Genomic DNA, 17,073 nt, shown 5'->3' with positions numbered 1-17,073 from the left:
TTTCTATACTTATGGAGCCAAAGCAGCCCTTCCCGCAGCCTTATCCTCCTGCGAACATACCGGCCAAATTCCTGAAGCCCTATAACCCTGCAGCTACGGAAGATGCCGTATACAAGGCCTGGGTAGATTCAGGCTACTTCAATCCCGACAAGCTTCCTCCGCGCCACGCGACGCCTTTCTCCATCGTCCTGCCGCCGCCGAACGTGACCGGCACGCTCCATATCGGCCACGCCGAGATGCTCGTCATACAGGACATCCTCGTCCGCTACAAGCGCATGAAGGGATTCAAGACGCTCTGGCTTCCGGGCACCGACCACGCAGCGATCGCCACTCAATCCAAAGTCGAGACCGAGATATATAAAAAAGAAGGCAAGCGCCGCCAGGACCTCGGCCGCGAAGAGCTTGTCAAGCGCGTAAATCAGTTCGCGCAGGAAAGCCATGACACCATTACGAACCAGATCAAGAAGATGGGCGCTTCCGTAGACTGGTCGCGCGAAGCATACACGCTCGACGAAAAGCGCGGCGAGGCGGTCTTTGAGGCGTTCAAGCGCATGCACGGAGACGCCCTGATATATCAGGGCTATCGCATCGTGAACTGGGATCCGAAGGGCCAGACGACGATCTCCGACGACGAGATCGACTACAAAGAAGGCGCCGGACAGCTCTATACGTTCAAATACTCCAAAGACTTCCCTATCTCCATCGCCACGACCCGCCCGGAGACCAAGGTCGGCGATACGGGCGTCGCCGTCCATCCTGAAGACGCGCGGTACAAGCAGTTCATAGGCAAGGAATACGACGCCGAATTCGCCGGAGCGAAGATCCATATCAAGATCGTCGGCGACGATGCGGTCGATCCGCAATTCGGTACCGGCGCCGTCGGCGTCACTCCTGCGCATAGCCACATAGACTGGGAGATCGCCCAGAGGCACAAGCTCCCCGTCATACCGGTCATAAACGAATTCGCGAAGATGACCGCCGATTCGGCGCTCTTGAAGGACAAGAAAGTCCTCGATGCCCGCGCGGCGGTCGTCGAATGGCTCGCGACGCAAGGCTTGCTCGAAAAGACGGAGACGATCCCTCAGAATATGGCGACCGCCGAACGAACGGGCGGTATCATCGAGCCATTGCCGAAATTGCAATGGTTCGTCGACGTGAACAAGAAGATCCCTGCCAGGGGTAACAAGTCGCTCAAGGAGCTCATGCTCGAGGCTGACAAGAATATCGCCTTTGTCCCCGATCGATTCCAGAAAGTATACGTGAACTGGATATCGAATCTCCGCGACTGGTGCATATCGCGCCAGATATGGTTCGGCCACCGCATCCCCGTCTGGTACAAGGACGGCGCGATGCAGGTATCGCTCGCTTCGCCGGGCGAAGGCTGGAAACAGGACGAGGACACGCTCGATACCTGGTTCTCGTCGGGCCTGTGGACTTTCTCGGCCCTCGGCTGGCCTGAAAACACCCCTGACCTGAAGGCATACCATCCGACCGACGTCCTCGAGACCGGCTACGACATCATATTCTTCTGGGTAGCGCGCATGATATTGATGTCTACATATCTCGTGGGAGATATTCCGTTCAAGACCGTCTACCTTCACGGCCTCGTGCGCGATGCGAAGGGCCAGAAGATGTCGAAATCCCTCGGCAACATCATCGACCCTCTCGATATGGGAGCAAAATACGGCACCGACGCCGTGCGCATGTCGCTTATCGTCGGCATCGGCCCGGGCAGCGATACCAAGATGTCCGAAGACAAGATCCGCGCCTACAAGAACTTCGCCAACAAGCTCTGGAATATCGCCCGCTTCGTGCTCTCGTCGACCGGGGACGAAAGGCTCGACGCCGGATTCTCCGCGTGGAGCGCCGATGACAAGAAGATCGTCGAGGAGTTCCGCGAGATATTGAAGGAAGCGACGAAAGAGATGGACGAGCTCAAATTCTATCTCGTCGCAGAGAAGCTCTATGCCTATATCTGGCATGAATTCGCGGACATAATCATCGAGACTTCGAAGAAGATCCTCGCTGAAGGCTCGGACGCGGACAAGGCGTCGCGCAAGCAGCTCTTGCTCCATATCCTCGCCGGCTCGCTCCGCGCGCTCCATCCGTTCACGCCGTTCGTGACCGAAGAGATCTGGTCCGACATGCCGATCGCCAACAAGAAGCCCCTCATCATCGAAACATGGCCGATATAATGAACACATTGCCGAGCTTCTCGTATGCCGCTTTGGGCGGCATATTGCCCGCTCTGGTATGGCTGTGGTTCTGGGCCCAGGAAGACAAGCTCCACCCCGAGCCTCGAAGCCGCATCCTGACGGCCTTCCTCGGCGGCATGGCCATGGTTCCCTTCGCCTATTTCCCTGAAAAGGCTATCGCCGAACACTACGGCTTCGCGCCGCAGACCTTCTTCCTCTGGGCCGTCGTCGAAGAGTGCCTCAAGCTCTCCGCAGCGTGGCTTTTCGCCCTTCGCACCCGCGATTTCGACGAGCCGATAGACGCGCTGGAATACATGATCACGGTCGCGCTCGGCTTCGCGGCGCTCGAGAACGCGCTCTTCATACTGAATCCGCTCGTGGACGGCGATACGATGCGCAGCCTCGTCACGGGCAATATGCGCTTTGTGGGAGCGAGCCTCCTCCACGTCGTCTGCTCGGCGATCCTGGGCTATTCCATGGCCCGCGAATTCTATAAGAGCCGCGCCGCGCAGAATATATGGCGGATGCTCGGCCTGGCGCTCGCCATCGGATTGCACGCGGTCTTCAACCTGTTTATAATATACGACAACGGAAGCAAGACATTCTTCGTTTTCGGATGCGTATGGGCGGCCGCTCTCGGCATACTCCTCCTCTTTGAAAAAGCGAAGAAGCTCCATAATTAAATAGCATGCAACCATCAAAAAAATCGTTCTTCGAAAGGCTCACCGGCACCGTCAAACTAGAGGAAGACGAGGCTATTGAAGAAGCGGATGCCGACGCCCGCGGCATTTTGGATGAGTCCGAAGAAGAAGGCCAGCTCACGGTCGACGTGTATCAAACCCCCGAGGAGATCGTTTTGAAGACGATGGTCGCGGGCGTCCGCCCCGAAGACCTCGACATCAACATCACCCGCGATATGGTTACCATCAAAGGCAAGCGCGAGGAATCGGCGGAAGTCCATGATCATGACTATTTCCATAAAGAGCTCTATTGGGGCTCTTTCTCGCGAACGATCATGCTTCCGGAGGAGATCGAGGTGGAAGAAGCGGAAGCCATCGAGCGCCACGGGTTGCTCACGATTAAGTTACCAAAAGTAGACAAATCGAAGCAGAATAAGTTGCGAGTGAAGTCAGTATAGCGAACATAAATATATACAAAAATCACCCCAAGGCCTGGCGGGGTGATTTTTGTATATATTTATGCTCTTTATCCTATCTTTTCTTCGCCTTGGCAGCCTTCTTGCCTTTGATCGCGGCTTTCTTTTTTGGAGCCGCGGCATATGTGTCTCTGCTCTCCATGCCTTCGTAGAAGGCGCGGCGGCCGCGGGCTTCGTATACGTCCTTCTCGCCTAAGAGCACCTGGGCCGTGTCTTCGCCGGGATGGCGGAACGTATACGAAGCGATCTCGCCCGTCCTCGCGCAAATAGCGTTCACCTTGGTCACGAATTCGGCGATGGCGAGAAGATACGGCATGGGGCCGAACGGCTTGCCAGTGTAATCCATATCGAGACCGGCGATGACGACGCGCTTCCCCGAATTGGCAAGCTCGTTCGCGACGTCTATGATCGATTCGTTGAAGAATTGCGCTTCGTCTATGCCGACGACTTCGATGCCTTCGACGAGCGGCGGTATATCGCGGGCGGATGCGACGGCAACCGATTCGATGACGCGCCTGTCGTGGGATACGACGTTGTCCGCATGATATCTGTTGTCTACCTTGGGCTTGAATATGGCCACCTTCTGGCGAGCGATAGCGCTCCTATTGAGCCTCCTGATGAGCTCTTCGGTCTTTCCCGAGAACATGCAGCCTGCGATGACCTCGATCCATCCGGTTCGTGCTTCGGGATTGCAGATGTTGCGCTCGATAAACATAGGGTGCTTTTGGTGCTTGGACCCAGGTTCGAACTGGGGACCCCTTCCTCTTCAGGGAAGTGCTCTACCAACTGAGCTATCCAAGCTTATTTGACCGACTTTTAGAACTGACCGAAACTGGATACGACTTCGCTGTTTCCCGTGATATCGTTCAATGAACCCTTGAGCGTCTCGACATACGGCTGTATGAGGTAATACGCTCCGAAAGACAATGCGATGATGGCCGCCCAGTACATGAACTTGGCTATCGCGGCGGTCCTCTGCGAACGCTGTATCTTTCGAAGTATTTCGGAGCTCTCCCGTGCAAGCTCGTAGGTCTTTTGGAGGAGGTCTCGCTCTTCAGGGGTCATGGGACTAGTATACTGAAAAAAGGCTCGAAAACAAGGCTATTGTGCCCTCGCCAGGAATCGAACCTGGATCTACTCGTTAGGAGTGAGCTATTCTATCCATTGAACTACGAAGGCGGCAAAAATGACTATAGCATACGAAAAGCCGCGCGACCAAAGGTCGCGCGGCCGATCCGTCTTACGCTATCGAGAGAAGCTCTTTGAGCACTTTCTCGTCATATCCGACGACGATGTCGCCGCCTACGTCGATGACCGGCACGCCCATCTGGCCTGACTTTTCGAGCATCTCTGCCCTCTTGGCCTGGTCGGATGCCACGTTATATTCCGTATACTCTACGTTGTTCTTCTTGAAGAAATCTTTTGCGGCGGCGCAGTACGTGCAGACCGGGGTCGAATATATCTCTACTTTTTTCATAATGCCCATTATACCATTAAAACTATCTGAAAAGGCTTAGGAGCTTCTCCCACCAGCTTATCTCCGCCACGGCCGCCGTCTGATCCGTATTCGAAGCCTCGTCCACGAGCACGACCATCTTTTCCCCCGCCCTCACGACGCCGAATCGGTCGCGTATCTCCCGTTCTTTGCCTTCAGGAGTGCCCAATGCGACTATCTGGCCGTTCAGGCTGTCCTCGCGGGTCTGGAGAGCCGAGAGCTCGGTCTCCATGCGCGCCGATATGTCGCGACTTTTTTCATATTTGGCATACACGTTCCAGACCCCTCGACCCAGAAAGAGGCACATGATCGCGAGAGCGGCGATCGCATAGCGCGAATGGAGGAGCCTTTTTATCCGGCGGCGTTCCTGGAATTCCCTCATGGTATACTTTATAGCATGTTACTTAACCCGAAGCATAGGAAGATCCTGAACATCGTCTGGGGGGCCATCGCGGTCCTCATCGTCGTATCGATGATCCTCCTCTACATCCCTTCTCTATACCGTTAGCGAGGAATGAAATGCCCCGCGCACGTACGTGCGCGGGGCATATTTATTAGATCAGCTCTTCCAATGACTGGCAGCCGCGGGATGAGGGATCTCTTCCCAGTCGTACCACACCGACGGCGGATGGTCGCCGGGACCGAACACCATCGGACCGACCTCGTCGGAGATGCGGGAATCGAGAGTGAAGTCGAACCGCTTCTCAACGGGCATTTCCGGAGCGATCTCCCGAATAAGGGCCCGAGCGTCTTTCGGATCGATGGCGACCCGGAAGTCGTCGACCTGGATGAAGAGCTCAAAGCGGAAGATTCTGCTCGGACCCCGCCTCTCCGATTCCACTTCGGCGAGAGCGCGCCTGAGCGTCTCAAGGAAGTCGTTGCCTTCCCATCTCCTTGCCGCGCCTTCGGGGCTCGACTGCTGACGGTACAGTTGAAAGACGATCCTGCCGTCCTGCGAGATCGAGCCCCGCTCCGTCAAAAACAAGAGCGCGGCACTGATGAGGTTGATGCGCTTTTCATGATACTGCCGGCGCGCTTCGAGCGCCGCGAGCGTGTGGTGCATATTAGTTTCCATAGTAAGAACAGGTTTAGTTTCGAACCTGATACTACCCTTATTTGAAAACCCGTCAAACCTATTCCCCCATCCGCATCATCTTCACGAACACCTCCTGCGGGATGTTTATGTCGCCTTGGCCGCGCTCGAGCATGCGCTTTTTACCCTCTTTCTGGATGTTCCAAAGCTTCTTCTTTCGCGAGATGTCGCCGCCCGACAGATGCGCGGTAACAGTCTTCTTCAAAGCCGCCTTCTGGCGCGACGCGAGGATGCGTCCGCCGGCCTTGCCTTGGATCTTGGTCACGAACATCTGCTTCGGCAGGATCTGCTCGAGCTTCTCGACGGCCATTTCGGCCTGCTCGTATGCCTTATTCGCCGCGACGATGCGCGTGAATGCTGGGATGACCTCCTCGCCGATCAAAATATCGAGACGCTGAACATCGGCGACTTTCATTCCCTTTTGCTCGTATGAAATAGACGCATATCCCGCAGTCACCGATTTAACGGTGTCAAAGAAATTGCGCATGAGCTCGCGCAAAGGCATAGAAACCGTGATCGCGGTCCTTTCCATCGATGCTCCGCCCCATGTATCCATGCTGTCGGCAGTGCCTTCATGCTCGAATATGATCTGCGTCAAGGCGCCGATGTATTGGTTCGGCGTTATGATCTTGAGCTCCACCCATGGCTCCTCTATGCGCGCGATCTCGCCTTCATCCGGGAAGAGCGGCGGCGAATATATAATGGTCTTTTTGCCGCTCTTGAGCGTCACTTCATACGTGATCGACGGCGTCGTGACGACAAGGGTCAAGTTGAATTCGCGGCGCAATCGCTCGGTGATGATCTCGAGATGCAACATGCCGAGGAATCCGCACCTGAAGCCGCGGCCGAGCGTGCCCGACGACTCTTCTTCGTACGTGAATGCCGAATCCGACAGCGACAGCCTGCCAAGCGATTGGCGCAGGAGCGTCAGATCGTCCTGGCTTTCAGGATATATAGACGCCCATACGACCGGCGATGGCCTCATATATCCCGCGAGCGGCGGCAATGCGCTTTTATCGAGCGTAATCGTGTCGCCGACCGATGCGATGCCCGGCTCTTTGACGCCCGTGACGATATATCCGATCTCTCCCGCGGAAAGCGAGTCGCGCGGAGTCTCGTCAGGCGAGAAGATGCCCACTTCGTTCGCTATGAACGTCTCGTTCGCGATGCGGAAGCGAAGGGTATCGCCCTTCTTCACCGAGCCGTCCATGACACGGGTATAGACCGTCACGCCGCGATGGTTCGAATACTGAAAATCGAAGACGAGGGAGCGAAAATCTTTCGGGGCGTTTTCAGCGCCCGTCTCTCCGCCGCGCGCGCCGATCTCCGTCTTCGGGGCAGGAACGCGCTTTATAAGCTCCTTTAAAAGCTCCGGTACGCCTTCGCCCGTCTTTCCTGACACGCCGAGGATGGAATCGAGAGGTATGTCCAAAAGCTGCGCGATCTCGAGCTTCACGTCGTCCGCGCGCGCGAGCGGCGAATCGATCTTGGACACTACAGGCACGATGACGAGACCTGATTCGCGCGCCATGTTCAGGGTCGTGAGCGTCTGCGCCTGAACGCCTTGTGTCGCGTCGACAAGGAGGATCGAACCCTCGACAGCCTTCAGAGCGCGAGAGACTTCATATGAAAAGTCGATATGCCCCGGCGTATCGATGAGGTTCATGACGTATTCGACACCGTCTACGACGTGGCGCATGCGCACCGGCTGCATCTTGATGGTGATGCCGCGCTCGCGCTCGAGCTCCATCGAATCGAGCACCTGCTCCTGCATCTTACGCTTCTCGATGGTGCCTGTGATCTCAAGCAGACGGTCGGCAAGCGTGGATTTGCCGTGGTCTATATGCGCGATTATGGAGAAATTTCGGATGCGGGAGATGTCCATAGCGAGAGTGTCGATAGAGGCCTGCGGCCCAGTGAGGCCAAAATATCATAGTTCGCGGGTTTTGACCAATTTTATCCTTATTTGAGGCCGTTCCTGGACTTGACAATATGGCTATTTTAGGTGTATAATATAGACAGATACTCATGAACTCTTACAAAAAGAACATCTACATCAAGCGTCAGGCAATGGCGGTTTTCACGGCAATGCTTACTGGTTACGGTGCGTCAATGGCGGCTCACACGTTTCTAAGCCTTGTCCTCCCTGAAAACCTCTCGTTCAGCCTCTCGCTCTTTGCGATGATCCCCTTCTACCTCGCGATGGTGAAAGTCACGTCGAGGGATAAGGCTCGCGCAGAGAAAGACGGGATCATTTAGGTCCCGAGACCCTCCAAACCCGCATCGCGCAAGCGCTCTGCGGGTTTTTTTGGCTTCATGGTATTCCACATGCCTTGGAGGGGTCTCGCACAGGCCGACGGGCCGAGCGGGAGCGCTGGCCCAGCAGGGCCAGACAGCGACCCCGACGAGGTATGTGGAATACTATGACGGCAACTGATCCAGGCTCGCCTTGTCTACTTTCCACACTTTGTGCGCGATCGCTTCGTGGATGTCTTTCATTTCGGGCGACTTCATGGCTTTGAGGACGATGACGATAGCGACGATGCCGATGAGCCCGGCGCAGAAACCCTGCATGAATACGCCGAAGAGCGTGGTGAGCCCGAATATATCGTCAAAGAGACCGAGCGACAGGTATGCCGCATATCCGCCGACGACGGACGCGCCGACGGAATGCCAGGCGGTCGTCATGACGGGCCGCGTGAAGCCGGGGAATTCCCGCGCAAATGATCGCCAGTGGAGCCAGAGATTGAGGAGTGCGCCGAGCGTGAACGCGAGCGGAAGCATCAGGACAGCGGAGTCGGCGGCGCCGTCGGTACGGAGGAGGGCTTGGACGAAGAGCGCGAACGACGGCGCCGCATGATACAGCTTTATCAAGCCGAATGCCATGCCTATGGTCGCCGCAGTCGCTATCATATTGATCAGAAGCGGCTTAGCGGTCTTGCCTTCGGCATAGAACGACCTCACGAACAGGAGCATGAGGCTCTGCCCGAACGATGATATGACGAACAATGCCAATGCTGCGGCGGTGAGCCTCGTATCCGACCAACTGAATTCGCCCGATCCAAGAACCACACGGACGATCTGCGCGCGCAGGACGACGAACAATACCGTGATCGGCATGGACCAGAATATGACGTGCTTGGCCGCCGATATCATCTTGCCCAAGAACGCCTCCCTCTCTTTCTGCGCCATTAGTTTCGCCAATACCGGGAATGCGGCGGATGAATAGCTCGCCCCGATGATGGAAAGAGGCACCGACTGCAGGTTCAATGCCAGGTTAAAGATAGAGATCGAACCGGCTCCCAGAAACGACGCGAGCGAGACTAAACCGAGGTTCGTAAGCTGCTGGGACGAGAGCGTTATCGTTCTCGGCACGGACAGTGCGGCCACGCGGCGGACTTTGGACCAGTCGAATCGCACCGACAATCGCGGGAAAAGCCCGTCTTTGATGACAAGCGGTATCTGTGTCAAAGACAGGAACAATGCGCCCAGGATGACGCCCAATGCGAGCCCCGCGACGCCCATATGCGGTAAAAAGAATACGATGCCGGCGATGATGCCTATGTTATAGAGCGGATACGAGACCGCATAGACCATGAACCTGTTCTGCATCTGGGTGATCGACGCGAAGAACGAGGAGAAGCCCAGGAGCACGGGCGAGAGGAGCAAGAGCCTCGACGTCGTCACGAGCGTATCCCCCAGCCCTTCGCCGAAGAGCTTCGGGAAAAGCATCCGATCGAGCCACGGCATCAGGAAGAACGCCGCGGCACATACCGCAAAGATCAGGACGAAGAACGCCGAGAAAAGGCTCTGGATAGATGTCTTCAATTCCCCTGCCGCGCCTCCCGCTTCCTTTTCCCTGCTTTCGATCAGGAACGGCACCAATATGGACGTCGAGACGAGCGAGGCGACGGCGACGAAGATGAAATCCGGCACGCGGAACGCCGCATAGTACACATCAAGCGCGGGCGAAGCGCCGAGTATATGTGCCAGGAGCCTGTCGCGGACGAGCGCGAATACCAGGGACGCGGCAGACGATATGGCAAGCAGATAAGCGGCCTCATGGAGACCGCTTATCTCGCGACCGACGAATGAAAGTATCCTTTTGACCATACCGGCCTATTATTCCCTACTGCTTAACCGGCAGATTCGGCTGATTGACCGCGTTCGACGCAGGAACCGGCGACTTGCCCGCTTCAAGGGCGGCGATCGCGCTCTTCACTTCCTGGCTGTCAGGATTCGATGCGGCGAGGTCCTGGAACTCTTGGAGCGACTTGTCTTTGGCGCCGGTCAGATAGTAAGAGAGACCGAGGAAGTACTTCGCATTCGCGTACTGCGGATTCAAGGCCACCGCGCGCTCGAGCGCGAGGGTCGAGTTCTGATAATCCCTCTTGCTGTAGTAGAGAAGGCCGAGCTGGAAGAATATGCCCGGATCCGACGGCGAGAGCGTGGCGACCGCTGAAACGGACTTGATCGCTTCGTCCACGTCGTTCTCCGAGATCTGGATCTGCGAGAGGAGGTATATCGCGTCGGCGTAGTCGTTCTTGAGCTTCAGCGCCTCGTCGATATCCGCTTTTGCAGCGTCGTTGTCTTTCTTAGCGACTTCGAGGCGGGCCATAACGAGATACACCTCGGGACTCTGCGGATTGAGAGCGAGCGCCTGCTCATATGCCTTTTTAGCATTGTCGTACGCGCCTTCGATGTTGAGCGGTACGACCGCCTCGAATACGCGGCCGAGCGTCATATAATTCCTATAATCCGTAGGATCAGCCGCGACCGCCGCCTGCGCCGCCTGGATAGCGGTGCCGAGGAGGCTCTGGAATTTCGACTGCGCTTCGGTCTGGCTTATCTTGGTATCGTTGAAGAGGTTGTTGAGCCGGGCAAGATAGATCTCGGAGACGGACTGGTAATAAAGAGGCGCCGGAGAGAGCGAGATCGCGTTCAATATATCAGCCTCGCCTTTGTCGAGGTCGCCCGAGGCGTTAAGGGCGACGACCCCCTTCTGGTAATAAACGCTCGAGAGGCTCTTGACGGCGACGAAGTAGCCGAACGACACGGCGCCGATGAGGGCGAGTACCGAGACGAGCACTGATACAAAGGATGCGGCCGGCCTGCCGATGATCGAGAAGTGGCTCGACGCGAGAGCCTTGTCTTCCCGGAGCGCCGCGACGAAGAGGCCCGACATGCCGAGGGTCAATATCCAGAGGGCGTTCGAAGGCACGTACGTGACCGAGAAGACCCAAAGATACGCGCTCGCGAACAAGGACGAGAGGACGAGATAGCGCGAGAACGGAGAGGTTCCTTCTTTGAGGAGCGCTTTTATCGCCGTCCAGACGAAGAGGCCGACGAAGAAGAGCGCTGCGAGGATGCCGAGTATGCCGGTCGTCGTCGCCAGGCTCGGTATGAATCCGATGCCGTAGTTGAAATCGGTGTTCCAGAAGAGCGTGCCGTTGATGCCGACAGGCTTGTTCATGAGCCATTCCGAAGCGAATCGATTGGGGCCGGTGCCGAGGACGGGATTATCTTTGAGAGCAGATTCGGTGATATCCAAGGTCGCCGACCACGACGGACGCACTTCTACCTGCGACGTGCCGAGGGTATTCGCGATGAGCGAACTTATCCTGCCGCCGAAGAAGATGAATATGACCGCGATGACGAGCGTGATAAGAGCGTGATACGGGATGCGCGCGCCGATATTGCCCCGCGAGGCGCCGTCAGATCGCTTACCGTAAGAAAGCTCGTATATGAAGAACACGAGTGAGAGCGCCGCGAGAGCGACCCAGACCGGCGAGAAGTTGACCACGACGAGCATGACGAGCGAGAGCACGAAGACGGCATAGACCAGGATCTTAAGCAGGCGCGAGAGCGCCGTCCTTTCAAGCGTTATGAGCGAAAGGACGGCGCCGAGGCCGAAGAATATGCCGACATCGTTCCACTTGCCTATGAAGTTCGCCGTAACGTCGGTGAAGACACCGAACGAGAGAACATCGGCGCCGCCGATGAAGCGGACGGCATGGAACAGCCCGGCGACGAGAAACGCTACGAAGAGCGTCATATACGAATAGAAGACCTGCTTTTCCGACTTCGTGACCAGAGAGATGAGGACGAAGAGGAAAAGGGACGGCAGGAAGAATGCGAGAGTGCCGAGCTCGAACGATGTGCCGGCAAGCGACGACGCCTGATTAGCCGATGCGAGAGCCGAGACCGTGTAGACGAGGCCGAGGATGCCCGCGCCGGCATAGAGCCAGGTCTTCGGCCACGAGAACGATCCGTCTTTCAATCGAGCGATGAGCCAGACGACGAGCGCCGCCGTTATGCCGAAAAGGATGACCGCCGATTTGCCAGTTTGGAGAGGGACGGAGATCGAGGGGATAAAGAAGAGCGGAGCGAAGAAAAGCGTCGCCTGAAGCGCGTAGAACGCTACCCTGTCGAGCTTCGATGAAGCGGTCGGTGTCATAGTCTTTGTCTCAATGAAAATGATCGGATAATGCCGGCAAAACGGCCGAAAAGCCTTTGATGCGAGGTTCATTATATAAAATCGCTTTCTGCCCTACAACGCTTACAGGGCTTGGCTTTTGGGCATAATCAGTGTATAATTTGTTGGCCTGTACCGGACGGCCGCTAGGGGGCTTAGGCATCCTAGAGGAAAGTCCGAACACATCCGTCGCAAGGCGGAGCACGGTAGCGGGTAACGCCCGCCGGGAGTAATCCTAGAGATGCGAACAGAGACGAGTCCGGCCGGTCGAATAGACTGGCCGGGGTGAAACGGCAAAATTCTTACCTATGTGCAAGGCCGCGCCGGTCGCAAGACCGGAGAGCCGCTTGAGGCCGATGGCGACATCGGTCCCAGATAAATGGCCGTCGACAACAGAATTCGGCTTATAGGTACAGCAGCATGGAAAATCCCGCCTACAGGCGGGATTTTTCTTTTGCTCGTATCGAGCTCCGCCCTATTTCTTGTGCCCCGAGTCCACTTCGTAGTTCGTGTTCTGAGCTTCGAAGAAGTTCACGAGCTCGAATACGTCGGTCGACGTCGCCATCCACTTGGCAGGGTTCGTAGCGTTGTAATACTTCGGCAAGCCGAGCTCTTCGAGGCGCCGGTCGCAGACGTACATGACGTACTGGTTCACGTAGTCGGCGTTGAGGCCGAGGATGCCGTTCGGGAAGAGATCCTTGTTGTAATTGACTTCGAGGTTCACGCCTTCGATGATGATGTCGCGGATCTCGGTCGCGAATTCCTCGGTCAAAAGCTCGGCGTTCTCTTCGAGGATATGATGCACGAGGTTCATGCCGAACTTGAGGTGCAGCGATTCGTCGCGGATGACCCAGTTGATCATAGAGCCGAAGTTTCGGAGCTGGTTTCTCTGCCTAAATGACAGTGCCACCATAAAGCCTGAATAGAACCAGATGCCTTCCATCACGATATTCGTCGCGACGAGGTTCCTGATGAAGTCTTTCTTGCCGTCAGGCGTCGAGATATCGAGCGTCTCGTCCATCATACGCTTCATATACTTGGTGATGAAGGCTTCTTTCGCCTGCATCGAAGGCACTTCGAGATGGACGTTGTAGATTTTCTCCCTATCGAACGGGAACGTTTCGAGCACGTACTCGAACGCCACGCAGTGGTTCGCCTCCTCCCACATCTGCTTTGCCAGATAAAGATGGCATTCAGGAGACTTGAGGTAGGGATAGATGCCGAGAGCGATCGAGCGATTCACGATCAGTTCCGCAGGGTTGAAGAACGCCATGAGGAATTTGACTGCATGCCTCTCGTCTTCGGTCATCTTCGCCCAGTCGTCGAGGTCTTCCTTAAGAGCTATCTCGTGCGGGAACCAGGTGTTACGGACTGCCTGGTTATAGAGGTCGTACGCCCATTTGTAGCGGAGCGGATGCAGGTTCACGTCCTCCGGCGATGCTTTTCCGATAAGTGCCATGATGGTAAGTGATTAAGGGAATCTAATTGACGGGCCTAATAATAAACCAGGACTCCTCGTAAGGGAAGCAAAAGCCCTTTTCCAAACGCCATGCGAGCGCGACTGGCACGAACACGAGCAATTTCTTAGCAAAGAAACCGCGTGCGTTTGGAAAAGGGCTTTTACGGACCGGCTACTGGCAGCTGTCGCAGAGATTCTCTTCCGAAGGATCGGAAGGAGCAAAGATTCTGCGGCCATTCACGATCTTGAAGGACAGCGCGGCCTTTGCGGAAGAGCCCTCCTCGCCTTGAGCGGCCGGCATGGCAGCCGCAAGGTCGGAGAGAGATCGGTAGCCTTGGGCCGCGGCGCGGGGCGTTTCGGGCGCAGAAACGGCCTCTGCCGCCTTCTCGGCCCTGGCGGCCGGAGCCGGAGCTACGGGAGCGGCCGCGAACGAGACCTGCTTCGGAGCGGCGAACGATACCGGAGCGGCCATCGGAGCAGCTGGCTCTGCCTTCGGAAGGCTCCACGACACCGCCGCCTTCGGGGCAGGCGGAGCCATGACGACGACAGGCTCTGCCGTGCGAAGGGGGGCCGGCTCGACTATTTCGAGAGATTTCTGGAGAGGGGCCTCGAACGGGGCTTTCTTGTCGGCAACGGTAGACGAGAGCGTCGAGGCGACGGCGGCAAAGCCTTTCTTGCCCATGACTTCGGCCTTATTCACGCGGACCGTGGATTGCTCTGCCGTATGGCGCGGCTTCATATGGAGATAATAGGTGGTCTTCACTCCCTTCTCCCATGCGGCGGTATATATCTTCATCGTCTCTTCAACGTCGCGGGTCTCGAGATACATGTTTCGCGAGATAGCCTGGTCTATCCACTTCTGCGCGCGAGCGGCGACTTCGATGAATGCGAGCGGCGACGTGGTGAACGAAGTCTTATATACGTCTTTGATGTGCTGCGGGATGCCGTCGATGTTGGCGATGTCGCCCTGGCTTTCGATGATCTGGCTGCGGACCTTCTCCCATATGCCCATGTTCTTGAGGTCCTTCACGAGGTTATGGTTGATATCCATGTACTTGCCCGATATCTTATTGCGCGAGAATACCTGCGCGAAGCGAGGGTCCATGCCGGGCGTCGTGCCAGCGACGAGGCCGATGTTCGCATTCGGAGCGACGGCCATGAGGGTCGCGTTTCGCATACCGCGCTTAACTTTCTGTCGGAGGAGGTCCCAGTTGAGGCCCTTGTGTCGAGATTCTTTCGACACGGTCACCGGTCGGCCGCGGTCCTCTTCGAGAGCCCTAATAGTGTCCACGGGCACCATGCCCTGCGCCCATCGCGAGCCGGCGAAATTGTTGTACGCGCCGCGCGTTTGGGCAAGGTTCGTCGATTCGTCTATAGCCATGTATGAGACGAATTCGAATATGCGGTCGGCGAAATCCCATGCGTGCTCGGAATCGTACGAGAGGCCAAGCTTCTCGAATACGTCGGCGAGACCCATGACGCCGAGGCCGATGGCGCGGTTCTCTTTGTCCGATCGGACGGCTTCAGGGATCGGAAGCTTGTTGATGTCTATGAGGTTGTCGAGCTGGCGAACGGCGAGGCGGACAGAGTCTTCGAGCTTCGCCCAATTGACTTCCTTATTCGATACGTGAACGGCGAGGTTGACGGAGATGAGGTTACAGACGGCGACGTTGTCTTTGTCCTGCGGGAGGCAGATCTCCGTGCAGAGGTTCGACATATGGATCGTGCCGGTGTTGTTATTCAAAGCGCGGAGGTTGATAGGGTCCTTCCACGTGATCCATGGGTGCGACGTAGACTGAAGAGATGTCAGTATCTGGCGCCACTGCTCGGATGCAGGAACCTTCTTCCAGATGCGGAGCTCTCCCCTCTCGGCTTTTGCGCAATATTCTTTATATTTAGCCGAGAAAGCCGCGCCGTAGAGCTCGTTCAATTCAGGGGCGTCGGCAGGGTCAAACATATACCAGTCCTGGCCCGAAATGACGCGCTTCATGAATTCGTCGCTCAAGAAAGCCGCCGTATTGGCCGTCCTCATACGGAGATAGTCGTCGCCGGCATTGTGCTTCCAGTCTATGAAATCAGGGAAATCGAGGTGCCAGTTCTCCATATAGAAACAGAGAGCGCCCTTTTTCTTACCGCCGCGCTGGATAGCGCGGATGGCGGTATCAATGATCTTGGCGAACGGCGTCGGGCCGGTAGACGCTCCGCCGAAATTGGATTTGAGCGGCGAGCCCGACGCGCGGAGCTTGGTGATCGACGCGCCGATGCCGCCGGAGCCTTTCGAGAGGAGCATGACATCGGCGACCGACTTCGCGATATGCGACATATCGTCGTGGATCTCGAGGAGGAAGCAATTCGCGAGCGAAGGGCGATTCGTGCCCGCGGCAACGTTCGTCGAACCGCCGGCGATGAATTCGTGCTTCGACATCTTGTCATAGAACTTGATCGCCCATTCGGTCGGGTTCTCCTCGTTATAAGCAAGACCCATGCCGATGCGCATGAAGAGATACTGCGGGGTCTCGGTCGGCTCCTGCTTGAGATTCCTGATCGAGTAGCGGTTCATGAGACCGTCGAGGCCCGAATAGAGGAAGAGATCGTCGCGCGACATGTCGAGAGCGGCGGCAAGCTTCTCGAGATCGTACTTCGCGATCATGTCAGGGTGGAGGCGATTCTCCGCCACGCCTTTTTTCACGTACTCCGGAAAGCCGGAGCGGTGCTTTTCCATCAATTCAGATGCGTTTTCGGTGTCATAGTCGCCTAAGACCTTCTTATATACGGTCTTGAGCAAGAGACGAGTCGCTACTTTGTCGAAATCGGTGTCGTACTGGATGTTCTGGATGGCCGCGTTGATAGTGGCTTTGTCCAATTCCTCGGTAGTCATGCCATCATACATGGTGAGGCGCGTATCAGTCGCGATCTGGGTCACCATCGATATCGGATCGGAGAGACCTGTAGCGGCGCGCTCGATCGAACGGTTGATCTTGTCTGCGTTGAAGAGATGCTTCGTGCCGTCTCTCTTGGTGATGAAGATGTTCATGACGCGGAAGTTGATAATGGTTGAGGGATGGCTGATAAAAAATTTAACGCTGATTTATTTTACACGAGCCGATAGGCGAAAAGTTGTGGAATAGAACTTAGAGAACGGCAGGCGCCCTCTGTCAAAACAAGATTTTAAGGACGCTCGTAAAAGCGCTTAAATATGT

At 56.4% G+C, this 17,073-nt stretch carries 14 protein-coding genes, 2 tRNA genes and 1 other RNA gene; 5 read left to right on the top strand and 12 right to left on the bottom strand.

From position 1 onward, the window contains the following. Positions 1 to 11: 11 nt before the first annotated feature. Genes VHE10_00855 through VHE10_00845 form a run of 3 tightly spaced genes read left to right on the top strand, consistent with a single transcriptional unit; the run spans position 12 to position 3,333 of the window. Positions 12 to 2,195 carry a valine--tRNA ligase gene (locus VHE10_00855; GenBank protein ID HVU06334.1) on the top strand — a complete coding sequence of 728 codons (2,184 nt, stop codon included), beginning with the start codon at positions 12 to 14 and terminating at the stop codon, positions 2,193 to 2,195. Next, positions 2,183 to 2,878, top strand: a complete 696-nt coding sequence (locus VHE10_00850; GenBank protein ID HVU06333.1) for a PrsW family glutamic-type intramembrane protease — start codon at positions 2,183 to 2,185, stop codon at positions 2,876 to 2,878. The genes VHE10_00855 and VHE10_00850 overlap by 13 nt, the downstream gene beginning before the upstream one ends. A 5-nt stretch (positions 2,879 to 2,883) precedes the next feature. After that, positions 2,884 to 3,333 (top strand): Hsp20/alpha crystallin family protein, encoded by a 450-nt coding sequence (locus VHE10_00845; GenBank protein HVU06332.1) that lies wholly within the window; start codon positions 2,884 to 2,886, stop codon positions 3,331 to 3,333. A gap of 73 nt (positions 3,334 to 3,406) precedes the next feature. Here the strand turns inward: VHE10_00845 and VHE10_00840 are convergent, their stop codons facing one another. From VHE10_00840 to lepA, 8 genes are all read right to left on the bottom strand, one after another. After that, a complete protein-coding gene (locus tag VHE10_00840) occupies positions 3,407 to 4,066 on the bottom strand; it encodes a thymidine kinase (protein HVU06331.1) in 660 nt (219 codons plus the stop codon). A gap of 10 nt (positions 4,067 to 4,076) precedes the next feature. Next, positions 4,077 to 4,152, bottom strand: a tRNA-Phe gene (locus VHE10_00835). Between the two features lie 15 nt (positions 4,153 to 4,167). Then, a complete protein-coding gene (locus tag VHE10_00830; GenBank protein ID HVU06330.1) occupies positions 4,168 to 4,416 on the bottom strand; it encodes a hypothetical protein in 249 nt (82 codons plus the stop codon). A 42-nt stretch (positions 4,417 to 4,458) separates the two neighbouring features. After that, positions 4,459 to 4,530, bottom strand: a tRNA-Arg gene (locus VHE10_00825). Positions 4,531 to 4,591: 61 nt separating this feature from the next. Continuing rightward, complete coding sequence (locus tag VHE10_00820; protein HVU06329.1) at positions 4,592 to 4,828, bottom strand: glutaredoxin domain-containing protein; 237 nt, start codon at positions 4,826 to 4,828, stop codon at positions 4,592 to 4,594. 22 nt (positions 4,829 to 4,850) lie between these two features. Continuing rightward, the gene (locus tag VHE10_00815) at positions 4,851 to 5,228 is read right to left on the bottom strand and encodes a septum formation initiator family protein (GenBank protein ID HVU06328.1); all 378 of its coding nucleotides are present in this window, start codon (positions 5,226 to 5,228) and stop codon (positions 4,851 to 4,853) included. Between the two features lie 177 nt (positions 5,229 to 5,405). Further along, positions 5,406 to 5,909: a hypothetical protein gene (locus VHE10_00810; protein HVU06327.1), complete on the bottom strand. Its 504-nt coding sequence runs from the start codon at positions 5,907 to 5,909 to the stop codon at positions 5,406 to 5,408. A 70-nt stretch (positions 5,910 to 5,979) separates the two neighbouring features. Further along, on the bottom strand, positions 5,980 to 7,824 hold the full coding sequence (gene lepA, locus VHE10_00805; GenBank protein ID HVU06326.1) for a translation elongation factor 4: 1,845 nt from the start codon (positions 7,822 to 7,824) through the stop codon (positions 5,980 to 5,982). Positions 7,825 to 7,967: 143 nt separating this feature from the next. On the opposite strand from lepA, the gene VHE10_00800 reads away from it, so the two are divergent. Beyond that, positions 7,968 to 8,198 carry a hypothetical protein gene (locus tag VHE10_00800; protein ID HVU06325.1) on the top strand — a complete coding sequence of 77 codons (231 nt, stop codon included), beginning with the start codon at positions 7,968 to 7,970 and terminating at the stop codon, positions 8,196 to 8,198. A gap of 162 nt (positions 8,199 to 8,360) precedes the next feature. Here VHE10_00800 and VHE10_00795 read toward each other — a convergent pair whose 3' ends face one another. Next, positions 8,361 to 10,052, bottom strand: a complete 1,692-nt coding sequence (locus VHE10_00795) for a lipid II flippase MurJ (protein ID HVU06324.1) — start codon at positions 10,050 to 10,052, stop codon at positions 8,361 to 8,363. Positions 10,053 to 10,068: 16 nt separating this feature from the next. Further along, positions 10,069 to 12,396, bottom strand: a complete 2,328-nt coding sequence (locus tag VHE10_00790) for a tetratricopeptide repeat protein (GenBank protein ID HVU06323.1) — start codon at positions 12,394 to 12,396, stop codon at positions 10,069 to 10,071. 145 nt (positions 12,397 to 12,541) lie between these two features. Here VHE10_00790 and rnpB point away from each other — a divergent pair. Then, positions 12,542 to 12,836: RNase P RNA component class A (gene rnpB, locus VHE10_00785), an RNA gene on the top strand. A gap of 53 nt (positions 12,837 to 12,889) precedes the next feature. Here the strand turns inward: rnpB and VHE10_00780 are convergent. Both VHE10_00780 and VHE10_00775 read right to left on the bottom strand, forming a co-directional pair. Continuing rightward, positions 12,890 to 13,873: a ribonucleotide-diphosphate reductase subunit beta gene (locus tag VHE10_00780; protein ID HVU06322.1), complete on the bottom strand. Its 984-nt coding sequence runs from the start codon at positions 13,871 to 13,873 to the stop codon at positions 12,890 to 12,892. A gap of 172 nt (positions 13,874 to 14,045) precedes the next feature. Beyond that, positions 14,046 to 16,907, bottom strand: coding sequence for a ribonucleoside-diphosphate reductase subunit alpha (locus VHE10_00775; protein HVU06321.1), 2,862 nt, complete (start codon positions 16,905 to 16,907; stop codon positions 14,046 to 14,048). Positions 16,908 to 17,073 lie beyond the last annotated feature (166 nt).

This window comes from Candidatus Paceibacterota bacterium (genome assembly GCA_035546035.1).
Lineage (GTDB): Bacteria > Patescibacteriota > Minisyncoccia > Phycocordibacterales > UBA6065 > UBA6065.
The sequence above is the reverse complement of the archived record's forward strand: the minus strand, read 5'-3'. Positions and strand labels throughout refer to the sequence as shown.